Below are 13,688 nucleotides of genomic sequence, written 5' to 3'. Positions count from 1 at the left end.
CCTATGCCGCCTGTTTCCCCAGGAATGCATGGAGCAGGCGGTTGAACGCCGCCGCGTGCGTCACGTTCATCCCGTGCGACGCGCCCGCCATGGTGCGCTTGTCCACGTGTGCCATCCAGCCTGCCAGATGTTCGACGTTATCGCGGTACATGCGTGGGCTGCGCTCTCCAGCGAGGAGCAGGGTCCTGCAGCGCAGCTCGGCCGCGCCGGCGCGGGTGTAGGCCGGCAAGGGATCGCGGAACTGCTTCGGCAGCGTTGCCGCATTGGCGATCGCCATGCTGCGGAACGAGGCCGGGCTCTTGCGCCAGATGCCGGGCATGCTCACCGAGTCGACGAACAGCTCCAGGCCCGCGTCGAGTTCTCCAGTCCCGATCAGCTCGGCAACTCGCGCGCGGACCGCCTCGTCCGACGAGGACAGCGGCGCCGGCGGCGTCGGGCCGGTCTGCAGCGGGCCGGCGGGATCCGCCAGGGTCAGCGTTTTCACCAGTTCCGGATAGCTACGTGCCAGGTTGAAGGCGACGCATGCGCCGCGCGAGTGGCCCACCAGGTGCACCGCGCCGAGCTTCATCGCCCGGATGAAGTCCGCCAGTTCCGCGACATGCAGCTGCCAGCTGAAAGCGCCCAGGACGCCGGCTTCGTCGCCAGGCCAGTAGTGGCTGAGGCTGAACGAGAAGCAGGAGAAGTGCTGCGACAAGGCGTCCGTCTGGCTGTTCCAGTAGCGGTAGTCGCACAGCGAGCCATGCACGAAGAGCAGCGGCTCCCCGGACCCGGTCGCCACGTAGGGGATGCGTACCCCGGACGGAACGGTGGCAAAGCAAAGCTCGGGGACTGCGAAGATGCGTGGATCGGTGGCTGCGTTCATGTCTGGCTCCTTTCCAATACTATGCACGATGGCATTGCTTAAGAAAATCGCATAATATTGAAGGCATCTATCTGTTTTTCTGATACCTGTGAAAGCACTCGACCTGGACGTCCTGGCCATGATCGTGGCAGTGGCCGATACCGGCAACATCAGCCGCGCGGCGGAAGTCGTCCACCGCTCGCAATCGGCGGTGAGCATGCAGATCAAGACGCTCGAGACCGCGCTCGGCAAGCCGCTGTTCGTACGCAGGCCGCGCAGCGTCACGCCGACCCAGGACGGCGAGGTCCTGCTCACCTACGCGCGGCGCATGCTGGCGCTGCGCGACGAAGCCTGGGCCGCGGTGGTCCGGCCCGACGTTACCGGCCGGGTCGTGCTCGGCGTGCCCGACGACTATGCCTCGTCCTTGCTGCCGCCGATCCTCAAGAAGTTTTCCGCCACCTATCCGAAGGTGGAGATCCAGGTGGTCGGCCTGCCGAGCGTGGCGCTTGCGCCCATGGTGAAGGACGGCACGGTCGACCTGGTGTGCGCCACGCGCGTGAAGGGCTTGTCGGGGGAGTTCGTGCGCTTCGAACCGATGGTCTGGGCCGCGTCGCCCAGCGTGCACGAGATCTGGCGCGAGCGGCCGCTGCCGATCGCCGTTTTCCTGCCCGGCAGCGTGGCGCGCGAGAACGCGATCCGCAGCCTGGAGCGGGCAAGGATTCCTTACCGGACCTCGTATGAAAGCCCGAGCCTGATGGGGCTGCTCAGCATGGTCGAAGCGGGCCTGGCCATCGCGCCGCTGGCGCGCTGCGCGGTGCCGGCGCACCTGAGCCAGCTCGGCCAGGCGCAGGGCTTGCCGGAACCCGATGCGCTGGAAGTCATCCTCGCGCGCAGCAGCAAGTCGCGGCGCCCGTCCTGCGACTTCATGGCCGAGAACATCATGTCGGAGTTGCGGCGCTAGGCCCGCGGGCGTGCTAATGACGGCGCTGGCTGCCCGAGCCGTATGGGTGCGTGCTGACCGGGCGCGCGTCGGGAAAGGCGTTGCGAAAGCGCGTGCTGTCCTTGCCGTTCGCATCGATCCATGCGCGTGCTTCGGCCACCCGTTCGGCGTCCTCGAAGCAGTAGACGTCGCCGTCGAGTGTCACCTCGTTTGTCAGTTCCATTGTTCCTCTCTTTTTGTGCGAGGGCGGACTGTATACGAAATCCGCAAGCTGCGTACGGCGCGGCATCCCGGCCAGGTCCCCCGAACATGCTCCTGCGGTGCAGCTTGCGGCCGTAGCGGTAACCGGGGCGAGATCCCCGTCATGCGTGCCGGGATGGGTGCGGTCGTGATGAAGGCGATAGTCGTCCTCGTCCATGTCATTGCCGACCCTGATCCTGCTCCAGCCGTGCTTGACGGCGTCCATGAAATTTTCCCAGGCCGTGGGTTGGCCCGGATGCCTGCATCCCGGCGCGCTCCCCGGTGCGGGACAGGCCAGGTCCGAACCGGGACCGCGCGATGCGCCGGCGTCCTGTGCGTTGTTGGCGTAACGCGTCCTCCAGTGACTCCGGCGATAGCTGTCGTCGTCGATCTCCGGATGCGTGCTGTCCCAGCCGAGGCGGACCGCCGGCGCGGCCAGGTCCCATCCGTGGCTATCCGGATCGCGCGCTTCCCACAGCACCTTCAGGTCGGCGTGCGCCTCATGCCATGAACGGTTGCGGTAGCGCGCGTTCTCGTGCAGGTCATGGCCGAAACGGTAGGCCGCACGCGCCGCTTGGTCGATGTCCGTCCGCCCACCGAATGGGCGCGTGCCGACCTCCTCGCCGCCAGTGCGCATGAAACCGGCAATCAGGCCGGCGGCACGCGTGGCATCGTGCGTCGAATCGGTCCACAGGGTAAGGACATGGCTGTCCACCTTGCCCGTCGCAGGCGCCGTCGCCGGGCGGCTGCCTGCATGGCCGAGCAAGCGGGAAAGCAGGCGCGCGCTCGAGGCGCCGGGGCGCTCGCGCCACTTCGGGGGAGGTGCGTCGCCCGTGGGCGCGGAACGCGCGCCGGCGATGCTTGCCAGGCCGGTATCGGCGCGCGCGTATCCGGAGGCCAGCAAAACGTCCAGCGCCTGCTGGGCCTGGGTGCGGTCGTCGAAGACCGCCTTGAGCTTGTGTCGCATGATGCCCTCCTGCTGCCATGAATGAAAAAAGCATGCTTGCCGGCGGTATGGGAATGCCCGGGATGCGCGCATGGACGATGCCGGTGGAATCGCGGTGCGTGGTACGGCCCGCAGCGTGCGGGCTGATGTGGGTTGCCTGCGGCAGTGCTCGCGGCTTGCAGCGAATGGTCGGCGACCGGAAGGGCAGCGCCGCCACAAAGCTGCGGCGGCGATGTCACAGTGTACTCCCATCCGGAGGCGCGTGCGGGAGATCCGCGCATGCCCGGGGCGCGAACCAGGCGATGCGCGCGACGGCGCTCGCGCGCCATGCTAGCATGTCTTGTATTGACGGCTTGGGCCGGCGGATCTGGAAGGTATTCACTCAAGCAGTATGGCAAACCGCATCCTGATCATTTCCCCCGATCCCGGCGACGTCGCTAGCTTGCGCCGCGCGCTGGGCGATGCATCCGACGGCCCCTTCGTCGTGGAAGACGCCGCGACCCTGGCAGGCGGCCTGCACCGCATTGCGCAGGGCGGGATCGATGCGATCCTGCTGGACATGTACCTGCCGGACAGTAGCGGCCTGGAAAGTTTCGGCCGGGTCTACGCGGCGGCGCGCCATACGCCGATCATGGCGTTGTGCGCGCTCGCGCAAGAGCATGAGGCCAGGGAGGCGGTCCAGCGCGGCGCGCAGGGCTGGTTGTCGAAGGGCTACTTTGACAATTACCTGGTGCCGCAATCCTTGCGCAATGTAATCGAGCGCATGCGGGTCGAGCAGAAGCTGGACGCAGTCCAGGCGCGCGCGCAGATCACGCTGAACTCGATCGGCGACGCCGTCGTCTCGGTCGACATGCACGGGCGGGTCGACTACCTGAACATCGCGGCCGAACTGATGACCGGGTGGAAACGCGATGAAGCCAGGGGGCGGCCCATCGCGGAAGTCCTTGTCATGGTCGAAGGCGATGCCGGCGATGCGGTCATCAATCCCGTGGAAGCCGTGCTGCAGGCCGGCCGGGCCGAGAGCTTGAGTGGGGAAGTCGTCCTCGTGGATCGACATGGCCAGCGCAGGAGGATCGAGGATTCGGCCGCGCCCATCTTCGATTGGAACGGACAGCTTGTGGGTGCTGTCATGATCTTCAGGGACATTTCCGAGGCTGTCGCACTGAGCGCGAAGATGAAGCACCTCGCCCAGCACGATTTCCTGACCAAGCTGCCCAACCGTGTCCTCCTGAACGACCGCATCACCCAGGCCATCGCATTGGCCAGGCGCAGCAATACCTGTCCGGCCCTGCTTTTCCTCGACCTCGACAAGTTCAAGCACATCAACGACTCCCTCGGCCACGCCGTCGGCGACCACTTGCTGCAAGCCGTCGCCGCGCGCCTGCTCGAGTGCGTGCGCACGTCCGATACGGTCAGCCGCCACGGCGGCGACGAGTTCGTGGTCCTGCTGGCGGCCGAGCGGCGCCCGGAGGATGCGGCGCTGGCGGCCGAGAAGATCCTGCTCGCGATGTCGAGCCCTTTCGCGGTCGATGGACATCAACTGCATACCTCCACGAGCATCGGCATCAGCGTCTTTCCGTTCGACGGCCTGGATGCCGCCGCCCTGATCAAGAATGCCGATACCGCGATGTACCACGCCAAGGAGCGCGGCCGTAACGGCTACCAGTTCTTTCGCCACGACATGAATGCGCGCGCCGTCGAGCGCCAGCTCGTTGAAAGCAACCTGCGCCGGGCGCTCGAACGCGCGGAATTCGCACTGTATTACCAGCCCAAGCTGGACCTGGAAAACCGGACGATCACCGGCGTCGAGGCCCTGCTGCGCTGGGAGCATCCCGAATGGGGACTGGTCCTGCCGGAGCGTTTCATTCACATTGCCGAGGAGTGCGGCCTGGTGATTCCCCTCGGGCGGTGGGTCTTGCGCGAAGCCTGCGCGCAGGCGGTGCGCTGGCGCGACAGCGGAGTGGCGCCGGTATCGATCGCGGTCAATGTGTCCGCCATGGAGTTTCGTCACCGCGACTTTTTCGACCACGCGCTTGCCATCTTCGAGGCCACCGGCGTCGACCCGGCCTGGCTGCAACTGGAACTGACCGAGAGCGTGCTGATGCGCGATGTCGCGGCCAGTGCCCGCCTGCTTGCGAAATTCAAGGGGATGGGCGTGCAGATTGCCGTGGATGACTTCGGCACCGGCTACTCCAGCCTGAGCTACCTGAACGAATTCCCGATCGACGTGCTCAAGATCGACCAGTCCTTCGTGCGGGCGATCGACGGCAACCCGGAGGGCAACGGCGCGATCGTGAGCGCCGTGATCGGCATGGGGAAGAGCTTGCGCCAGCGCGTCATCGCGGAAGGCATCGAGAACGCGGTGCAACTCGATTTCCTCAAGCTGCATGGCTGTGGCGAGGGACAGGGCTATTTTTTCAGCCAGCCCGTCGATGCCGACCGAATGGAGGCAATGCTGCGTAGCAATGCATGAGGCCGTCCCCGTTCATGCGAGCAAACGCAATGTCCACATCGAACGAATACTTACACTTTTTTCTTCCGTACGGGGCGCGGTGGGGCGCATAGTGGTGCTGGGTTCGTCCTGTCGCCGCCGTCAATCCGCGCTGGAACAGCCGGCCCCGTTTCTGCGGCGATCCGGGCCTGCTGCGTCATTCGCACGGATCGCGCGTGATTGCCAGCCCATGTCGACTACGCGGAGCAAGCGATGCATACAGTCCTGGAGTTCCCAACCAAGGTATTTGTCCAGTGGGGAGCGATTGCGCAGGAGATCGTTCCCTATCTGGCCCAGCGCGGCGTCAAACGGGACGAGATCTGCGCCGTCCTCGACCGCCTCAGGACAAGGTGGGAGCAGCTGGATCCGGCTCCACCCGGTAATACGGGCGCTGCCTTGCTCGATGGGGACGATGCTGCGGTAGTATCCAGCCGACTGGAGGAGGGCGAATTGTACGTTTCCCGGCACTGGAAATCGCAGTCTGCCAGGATGCTGATCGAATCCGCCATGACCGATTACCAGCGACATGCCAGCCGCTGACGGGCCATATGGATCACGGCGAACGCTTCAACAGCATCTCCCATGCGGTGGGAACGGTTCTCGCAGCCCTCAGCGGTGTGCTCCTGGTGGCCGTGACTGCGCTCGGCGGCGACCCATGGAAGATCGTCGCCTGCGGCGTGTATGCGCTCACCCTGCTGATCCTGTACCTGACGTCCACCCTCTACCACAGCGTGCACGGCGCCGCCAAGGACGTATTGCGCAAGATGGACCATTGCGCCATCTACCTCCTGATCGCAGGCACGTATACGCCGTTCACGCTCGTCACGCTGCGCGGGACCCTGGGCTGGACGATGTTCGGCGTGGTGTGGGCGCTGGCCCTGTTCGGGGTTGTCCAGGAGCTCTGCCATGCAAGCCGGGCACGTGTCCTGTCGCTCGTCGTCTATCTGGTGATGGGCTGGCTTGCCCTGCTCGCCATTGGTCCCCTGGTCGATGCGCTCGGCCGTGCCGGCTTTGCCTGGCTGGCGGCCGGCGGGCTGCTCTATACGGGCGGCATCGCGTTCTACGCCACCGACCACAAGCTGCGCCATGGCCACGGCATCTGGCATCTGTTCGTCCTCGCCGGCAGTGCCTGCCACTACATCGCCGTTCTGCTCCACGTCGCCTGAAACCAGGGCGCATTCTCCAGGCAATCTCTTGCCGCTTGTTATTCCCCGAAAATAGATTGGCAAACCGTCCGCACAGGCGCGAAAAAGAGCGCATAGTGTGAAGGTCAAACGCGATCCTTGGTGATCGTCCTCTCCCAGACGGCTTCGGCCGTGCTGCCATTTCCGCCTGACATGTCAACGCGCCGCGTCCGGCGCGCGCATGCCCATATCATTCCATTCCCCGAAAGGTACTCCATGTATCCATACCCCCAATCCGTCACTCCCGCCCTGCGTTCGCACATCGAGGCACAGACCGCGTTCCTGAACGAGCTGTCGCAAACCATCTCTCGCTCCTTGCAGCAGGTCTTCCAGCTGAACATGCAGCTGGGCCAGACCCTGCTCGAGGAAACCACCAGCACCGCCCAGCGCATGCTCGCCACCGAGCGCCCCACCGACGCGTTGTCGGCGGCGGCCTCGCGTGCCCAGCCCGCCACCGACAAGCTGCGTTCCTACCAGCAGCAGCTGTCGCAGCTCGCCGCGAGCACCCAGGTCGACCTGACCCGGGTGGCCGAGCAGCATGGCCAGGAAACCTCCCGTACCGCCCGTGCGCTGGCCGACGAGGTGACGCGCGTCTCGGTCGAGGAAACCGAAAAGAGCTTGCGCCAGCAGGAGGAAACCATGAAGACATCGCGCGATGCCTTCAAGCAGGAGGCCGAGCGCGGCGCCAGGATCGGCGCCCAGTTCCTCGGCAACCTGCAAAGCGGCGCCGATGGCGCGGGCGTGAAGCCTGGCGGCCAGGCCGCCCCGCCCAGTGGCACCCGCAACGTGCAAGGCGGCGGCAACAGCCAGGCCGAGAACAAAGTCCCGTCCCCGGCGCGCTGATTTTCACGACTCACCCTGGCCCTCCGGGGCCATCCCTCGCGGCGGCGCTGACCATGCGGTCTCGCCGCCGCTTCCGTCTCGGGAGACCATCCATTACATCAACAAGGAACCCGCACATGTTCAACACCGTTTTCCACGCGTGGTCGTCATTGGTCTTCCCCTGGAACGACATGCCCGTCCAACCCGCGCCCCGCAGCCGGTTCACGTACGGATTTCACGAGGAAGGAGGGCAGGCGCTCCGCTACCGCCTGTTCATTCCCCACGGCGAGCGTGACCAGCCGATGCCGCTGGTCGTCATGCTGCACGGTTGCGGCCAGGACGCCGCCGATTTTGCCGTCGGCACCGGCATGAACGCCCTGGCCGAGGAGCATGCCTGCATGGTCCTGTACCCCGAGCAGCCTTGCAGCGCACACTGGAACAGGTGCTGGAACTGGTACGACCGTACCCATCATCGGCGCGGCGCGGGCGAGCCGGCGCTGCTCGCGGGACTCACCCGGCGCATCATGGCCGAGCATGCGGTGGATCCCGCACGCGTCGCGGTCGCGGGCCTGTCCGCGGGCGGCGCCATGGCGGTCATCCTGGGACGCACGTATCCCGACCTGTTCAGCGCGGTCGGCTGTCATTCCGGACTGGCCCACGGCAGCGCGAGCTGCGACGCCAGCGCGATGCTGGCGATGCGCAATGGTCCCGATCCGTCCGCGCCCGCGCCGCCCCGGACGCATGCCGTCGTGCCGGTGATCGTCTTCCATGGCGATGCCGACGCCACGGTCCATCGAGCGAACGGCAGCGGTGTGGTACGCCAGTCGCTCGACAACCATGCGCTGCACAGGCAGCCTGCGGATGCCGGCGTCGCCACGGTGGCCGAAACCGGTCGTGCCGGCGGGCGTGCGTTCACCCGCCATGTGCATCGCGAAGCCAGGGGTGGCGTGCTGGCCGAGCAATGGACCGTGCACGGCGCCGGCCACGCCTGGTCCGGTGGCGACCTGCGCGGCAGCCATGTCGATGCCCTGGGGCCCAAGGCCAGCGAAGAAATGCTGCGCTTCTTCTTCGGCCTTCCAGCTGCCTGAGCGGCGCCAGGCGGCGGGGACGACACGCACACCGGTGTGCGGTGCGCCCGTCAAGCGGCAATGCGCGTAGGCTCGGGATGCTGGTCGCCACTTCCTAGGAGGGATCATGATCATGCTCGACCCTGCGAACACGTTTCGCGGCCTGCCCCTGAGCCCGGAGCAGGACAGCGAGATCAGGCATTACATTCACACCAGGGAGCGCAATGGCCTGCCCTGGGATACCCCGGAGCTCCAGGCGATGCTCGCCGATATGCTCGACCCACCGGAAGCCGACGAGGAAGATCGCCATTCGCTGTCGGACAGCATGGTCATGGAGCGGGCCGCGGTGGTCCTGGATGGCGGAAAAGACCTGGACAGCGCCGACCCCCGCCCCGATTCCTGACGTCGGAGGAGGAGTTCCAAGCGAAAGTGATGGGTTCTGGCGAGGTAGCAGGGAACTCAGCCAGCGGCCCTTGCCAGCCCTCGATCCGATCACCTCAGGGCAGGTGCGCTCGTATCGTTCGCATCGCCAGCAATGACCTCTTCGAGCATGCGTCCTGCAGCGTCGTCGGCGCCTGGCTCCGCATCCCGTCCCCATTCACGGTACTCGACCAGCGACGGGATGCGCGCCATCGCCCCGAGAGGCTCGATCCCCATGCTGGCCAGTTGCGCGAGCAGCTCGGCCAGCACCGCGTCGCGCTGCAGCGACCAGGTCGAGGCGAAGCAGCGCCAGAAAATCCATCCGGCCCGTTCCAGCACGCGCTGGCGCCCCATGTCGGCCGCCCACCGGTCCGGCCCGTGGAACTCGTCGCCATCGAGTTCGATCGCCAGGCGCCGGTCGTCCGCGCCCTCGACCACCATGTCGATGCGGTAGCCGGCAGCCGGCACCTGCGGAATGACGCGGTAGCCACGCTCGAACAGCTCGGTGTAGACGTCGCGCTCGAAACCCGATTCGCACAGGGCAATCAGGCTGCCGGCTTCGTCATTGCTCTCGACAGGCTTGGCGAAATGTTCGACCAGGGTGCGGCGCAGGTCGGCCGTGGACAGTTCTTCCAGGCGCACCGAGCGCACCAGATACATGCGGTCGCGCGCCCGGGATGCGGCCACGTTGAAGCGCTGGTCGTACTGCAGGCCCGACAGGGCGTGGTGGTTCCTGCTGTCGGCCACCATGCTCAGGAAGACGATATCGCGCTCGCTGCCCTGGAAGATGCGCGCGTCGCCACAGGCGAAGTTGCGGCGCGCCAGCTCCGCCGCCTCGACGCGGGAGCGCACCAGCTTGTCGATCCACTGGGCCTGTTCGGGGCCGAGCAGGGATACCACGCCGAGCGTGCGCTCGCGCATCGCCGGGTCGCGGATGATCGCTTCGATCTCGGCCGCGATGAACTCGGCTTCGGGCGGATTCTGGGACTTGGCGGTGCGGTAGCCGTTGGCGACAAAGACGTCGACCAGCGGCGGGTCGAGGCGCTCGGACGCCTTCGGGATCCGCAGCGGCTGGATGAAGTCCTTGTAGAACACCCGGTTGCTGTAGGCGATGATCGGCTGCACGCAGCGGAAGTGCTCGCGCAGCATGACCCGCGACGCGGCGAATACCGAGGAGGCGATGTCGTACAGCGACATGTCGGCGGTAAGCACCGCTTCGAAGGGCTGGCCGGCCAGGAAGCGCCGGCGCAGGTCGACGATCTTGGCGCTTGATACGAAGCCGGCCTCGGGCGAGACCTGCTTGTCGTCGCCGACCACGAGGATCTGCTTGCCGCGCAGGACCGCCGGCAAGGCCCACAGGTCGGACTGGCTCGCTTCGTCCACGATGACCAGGTCGAAGGCGCCGAGCGTGGCCGGGAGCGACTCCGACACGCGGGCGTGGCTCATGATCCAGCAGGGAACGGCCGCCTGCGCGTCCACCATCGCCTGCTGGGCGTCGCGGCGGTAGCGCCCGGCGTTGACGCCGGTGCCCTTGCCGATCTTGCGCATGGCGATGCGGTAGGTTTCGAGTGCCGTCAGGACGTTCTGGCCGGCCTGGCGCCGGGTTGCCAGCCAGGCCGATTTCGAGACCAGGGTTTCATACAGGCGGGCCAGACCCTTTTCGAGCTCGCGCCGGCGCGCCGCCAGCGTCCGCATCTCGTCGCGGTCGTCGATCGCGTCGAGGTGGGCCTTCAGGCGCGCCCAGGTCCAGGCGTCGCGCCAGCGCACCGGGAACACCGGATCGTCACCGACCGCGTCGACCGGCCTTGACAGCACGCGCGCGGCCAGCCGGGCGGCGCCATGGCGCGCGATCTCGCCGGCCAGTTGGCGCACGGTGGCGAGGACCGGCGCCAGCGCTTCGATCCGCCGAATCTCGGCAAGGATGTCGGCATAGTCGGCCACGACGCCCTCGACGGGCAGGTCTGCGCTGCCCAATGCCTGGTCGACCAGGCCGCGCAGCCGTTCCGAGACGGGACCGGTGCTGCCCGCCAGCTTCTCGCGGAGCGCGGCCATGTCCGTCATTGCCTCTGTCAGTTCGGCGCGCGTGAGGTGGCGGCGCAGCTGTTCGCGGACACGGGCCAGGTCGGCGTGCCGCCCCAGCAGCTCGTCCTGCGGCGCCCGCACGAATACCTGTTCGGCGAGGCCAGGCAGCATGCGGTCGTGCGTCGTCGACAGGGTGTGGGCCCGGCGTGCGGTGAGCGTGACCTGTTCGACCGCGCGCAGCTGGCCGACCTCCGGCTGCAGCAACGGCAGGGAAAGCAGTTCGGCGAAGGCGTTCCAGCGCACCACGAAGGACAGCAGCCGCGTGTGCAGCGCCGCGAAGCGCTGTACGTGCGCCCAGTCCGCGCTCGAGGCGGGCGCAAGGCCGGCAACGCGGACGGCGTTGACGTGCGGCTTGATGTCGCCGACGCCGAAGGCGAGCAAGCCAAAGGGTTTGCCGGATTCCGCGCCGCGCGCGATGGCGTCGAGCGCCTTCGGATGTTCCAGCGCTTCGCGCGGCGCGCTGACCGGCCGTTGCATGAACTCGGCCCTGGCCTGCAGCAGCGCGTCCATCTCCGAGAACAGCGCCTCGAGGGAGCTGCGTTCGGTGGCGAAATCGGCACGCCGGCATTTTTCGCGCAGGGCGAAGACCCAGTCATGTCCGGACTCCTCGAGTTCGCGCACCAGCGCGCCTGCCACATCGATCGATGCGAGCAGCTGGCGGGCATGTCCGAGCACCTCTGGCGTGGCGGCGCGCAGCGGGAGCAGCACGCCGGCCGCCTCGTCGTGCTCGATCTCGCGCAGCGTCTGGAGCAGCTCGTGCAGGCGCCCGAGCTCGGCAGGCGGGGGCAGGATGCTGGAAGGCGGGACCTCGGCATGGCAGTAGACCAGGTCGGCGCCGAGCCGGCGCCTCGCCTCGCGCAGCTCCATGCCGGCCTCTTCGCCGAATGGCGGCGCATGTTCCGTCGCCAGCGACAAGGGATCGTCGAACCAGCCGAACTGTCCCTGGCCGTGGATCACCAGCTCGGCCATCTTCTGGGCCCGCATCGGCACGCCGTCGACCTCGATCTCACCCAGGTGGGCGCGCGCGATCTCGTCGATGCGGGTGTCGATCCGCGCCATCTCTTCATGCGCGCGGTCGAGTGCGGCGCGGCAGGTGGCGATGGCATCGATCTCGGTATGCGGGTTCAGATGGGTGAGAGTGTGGATGATCGCCTCGATCGACGCCTGGAACTGGCGCATGCCCTCCTTGTCGCCGGACAGCAGCGCTACGGTGAGCGGGCGGATCGATGCCGGAATCTTCTCCTGCAATACCTTCAATGCCGGTTCGCCCTTGGAGGTGACCAGGATCCGCTTTCCCGATGCCAGGTAGTGGCTGATGATGTTGGCGATCGTATGGGTCTTGCCGGTCCCGGGCGGGCCCTGGACCGCGACGCCCGGGGAGCGCGCGAGCTGCTGGACGATCGTCTCCTGTTCCCGGTTGTAGGGCAAGGGGAAATACAGCTCGCGCGCTTCCCCGTGAGCAGCCGCGCGGCCGGACAAGCCGCGGAAGGCGATCGTTTCATGCTCGACCACGGCCTGGCCAGGGGGCGTGACGATGCCGAGCGGGCCCTCCGGAATCGCATCGCCGGCGCTGACGCGCTCCTTCAGGCGCGCGATGTCGTCGATCAGGAAATGGCTGGCGCGCGGGCGGGTGAACACGACCCACCCGTTCGTCACCACCAGCTCTTCGCCCGCGCTTGGGGCGCCGGCGGCTTCACGGTCGTAACGGGCCGATGCCGCGAGCTTGCCGGCGACCAGGCTCAGGATCGGTTCGACGGTCGTCGGGTCGAAGGGCGAGACAGCGATGTCCGGGCGGTCGCGCAACAGGGCGCGGGCGGCGCGTTCGACATCGCCGATGCCGGGCACGGCGCAGGCGGCAAAGGCGTCGAACTCCAGGCGCGGCTCGACCTGGCGTGGACGCACGGCGATGGCGTGGCTGGCGTTGTCGATCTCGAGTTCCACCGCCTGGGTGATCAAGGGGTAATGGAAGTCGACAGCCGGCGCGGAAGCAGATTCCTCGGCGCCCGGAATACGCCACGACGACACCCCCATGCCCCAGACCAGCTCCGTCGGGCGCACCGCCTCTTCGGATTCCAGGCGCGTCTTCAGCGCAAACAGGTCGGCGTAAAGGCTCATCACCCGGCGCCGCGGCCGCTCCCGCATGGCCCAGTCGTTCCAGTGCTGCGTGTAGACCTCCAGCAGGCGGCCCACTCGCGCGCGACGCTGCCGGTCGCGCTGCTCGGCCGCTTCTTCACTGAGGACGCCGGCGTCCTCGTTGCGGGCGCTCGCCAGCATCGCTTCCTTCAAGGCCGGCGGACGGGCCGCTGGGTCGTCGCTGATCGTCAGGAAGGGGGCAAGCTCGGGCTCCGGTAGGCTTGGGGCGCGCACCGCTTCGAGGCGGTGCACCCGCAGCCAGACGGGCTCGCCATCGGTGTCGACGTTGAAGTCGATCCAGGGCAGCGCCTCCAGGTCGGCATAGGTCGTCTTGAACTCGGTAGCCTTCGACAATGTAAAAGCTGCTGGATCGATGTCTTTGGCTTGCTCGACCAGGTAGTCGAGCAGCCCGCTCATGAGCTGGGCAGGGGATTGCATGTTTGTTTCGCGGATGGGCGGTGGGTAGGTGGTGGTTTTGCGGTATATTAAACCCTTCTCGACGCATCAGCGGTTCCACTGCAA

Annotated in this window: 10 protein-coding genes; 7 read left to right on the top strand and 3 right to left on the bottom strand. The window is 67.1% G+C overall.

Annotation, left to right across the window (positions count from 1 at the left end):
- Position 1 precedes the first annotated feature (1 nt).
- A complete protein-coding gene (locus tag B2R83_RS22345) occupies positions 2-862 on the bottom strand; it encodes an alpha/beta fold hydrolase (RefSeq protein ID WP_292045134.1) in 861 nt (286 codons plus the stop codon).
- Between the two features lie 118 nt (positions 863-980).
- Here B2R83_RS22345 and B2R83_RS22340 point away from each other — a divergent pair, with 118 nt between their 5' ends.
- Positions 981-1,802: a LysR substrate-binding domain-containing protein gene (locus B2R83_RS22340; protein WP_292045240.1), complete on the top strand. Its 822-nt coding sequence runs from the start codon at positions 981-983 to the stop codon at positions 1,800-1,802.
- Between the two features lie 13 nt (positions 1,803-1,815).
- On the opposite strand, the gene B2R83_RS22335 is transcribed toward B2R83_RS22340, so the two are convergent.
- The gene (locus B2R83_RS22335; RefSeq protein ID WP_292045132.1) at positions 1,816-2,988 is read right to left on the bottom strand and encodes a hypothetical protein; all 1,173 of its coding nucleotides are present in this window, start codon (positions 2,986-2,988) and stop codon (positions 1,816-1,818) included.
- A gap of 370 nt (positions 2,989-3,358) precedes the next feature.
- On the opposite strand from B2R83_RS22335, the gene B2R83_RS22330 reads away from it, so the two are divergent.
- From B2R83_RS22330 to B2R83_RS22305, 6 genes are all read left to right on the top strand, one after another.
- The gene (locus B2R83_RS22330) at positions 3,359-5,440 is read left to right on the top strand and encodes a putative bifunctional diguanylate cyclase/phosphodiesterase (RefSeq protein WP_292045130.1); all 2,082 of its coding nucleotides are present in this window, start codon (positions 3,359-3,361) and stop codon (positions 5,438-5,440) included.
- A gap of 231 nt (positions 5,441-5,671) precedes the next feature.
- Complete coding sequence (locus B2R83_RS22325; RefSeq protein WP_209586148.1) at positions 5,672-5,998, top strand: hypothetical protein; 327 nt, start codon at positions 5,672-5,674, stop codon at positions 5,996-5,998.
- A gap of 8 nt (positions 5,999-6,006) precedes the next feature.
- Positions 6,007-6,624 carry a PAQR family membrane homeostasis protein TrhA gene (trhA, locus tag B2R83_RS22320; RefSeq protein WP_209586149.1) on the top strand — a complete coding sequence of 206 codons (618 nt, stop codon included), beginning with the start codon at positions 6,007-6,009 and terminating at the stop codon, positions 6,622-6,624.
- 234 nt (positions 6,625-6,858) lie between these two features.
- On the top strand, positions 6,859-7,485 hold the full coding sequence (locus B2R83_RS22315) for a phasin family protein (protein WP_292045125.1): 627 nt from the start codon (positions 6,859-6,861) through the stop codon (positions 7,483-7,485).
- A 116-nt stretch (positions 7,486-7,601) separates the two neighbouring features.
- Positions 7,602-8,552 (top strand): alpha/beta hydrolase family esterase, encoded by a 951-nt coding sequence (locus B2R83_RS22310; RefSeq protein WP_292045123.1) that lies wholly within the window; start codon positions 7,602-7,604, stop codon positions 8,550-8,552.
- Between the two features lie 106 nt (positions 8,553-8,658).
- Positions 8,659-8,934 (top strand): hypothetical protein, encoded by a 276-nt coding sequence (locus B2R83_RS22305; RefSeq protein ID WP_292045121.1) that lies wholly within the window; start codon positions 8,659-8,661, stop codon positions 8,932-8,934.
- 89 nt (positions 8,935-9,023) lie between these two features.
- On the opposite strand, the gene B2R83_RS22300 is transcribed toward B2R83_RS22305, so the two are convergent.
- Positions 9,024-13,604, bottom strand: a complete 4,581-nt coding sequence (locus B2R83_RS22300) for an AAA domain-containing protein (protein ID WP_292045119.1) — start codon at positions 13,602-13,604, stop codon at positions 9,024-9,026.
- Positions 13,605-13,688 lie beyond the last annotated feature (84 nt).

This window comes from Massilia sp. UBA6681, assembly GCF_002454935.1.
GTDB classification, from domain to species: Bacteria; Pseudomonadota; Gammaproteobacteria; order Burkholderiales; family Burkholderiaceae_D; genus Telluria; species Telluria varians.
This window is presented reverse-complemented; position numbering and strand designations above follow the sequence as displayed.

What these genes read in the sequence shown, in the direction of transcription:
- B2R83_RS22340 (WP_292045240.1), top strand. Translation starts at nt 981, where the DNA reads ATGATCGTGGCAGTGGCCGATACCGGCAACATCAGCCGCGCGGCGGAA.
- B2R83_RS22315 (WP_292045125.1), top strand. Translation starts at nt 6,859, where the DNA reads ATGTATCCATACCCCCAATCCGTCACTCCCGCCCTGCGTTCGCACATC.
- B2R83_RS22310 (WP_292045123.1), top strand. Translation starts at nt 7,602, where the DNA reads ATGTTCAACACCGTTTTCCACGCGTGGTCGTCATTGGTCTTCCCCTGG.
- B2R83_RS22325 (WP_209586148.1), top strand. Translation starts at nt 5,672, where the DNA reads ATGCATACAGTCCTGGAGTTCCCAACCAAGGTATTTGTCCAGTGGGGA.
- B2R83_RS22330 (WP_292045130.1), top strand. Translation starts at nt 3,359, where the DNA reads ATGGCAAACCGCATCCTGATCATTTCCCCCGATCCCGGCGACGTCGCT.
- B2R83_RS22305 (WP_292045121.1), top strand. Translation starts at nt 8,659, where the DNA reads ATGATCATGCTCGACCCTGCGAACACGTTTCGCGGCCTGCCCCTGAGC.
- B2R83_RS22345 (WP_292045134.1), bottom strand. Translation starts at nt 862, where the DNA reads ATGAACGCAGCCACCGATCCACGCATCTTCGCAGTCCCCGAGCTTTGC.
- B2R83_RS22300 (WP_292045119.1), bottom strand. Translation starts at nt 13,604, where the DNA reads ATGCAATCCCCTGCCCAGCTCATGAGCGGGCTGCTCGACTACCTGGTC.
- trhA (WP_209586149.1), top strand. Translation starts at nt 6,007, where the DNA reads ATGGATCACGGCGAACGCTTCAACAGCATCTCCCATGCGGTGGGAACG.
- B2R83_RS22335 (WP_292045132.1), bottom strand. Translation starts at nt 2,988, where the DNA reads ATGCGACACAAGCTCAAGGCGGTCTTCGACGACCGCACCCAGGCCCAG.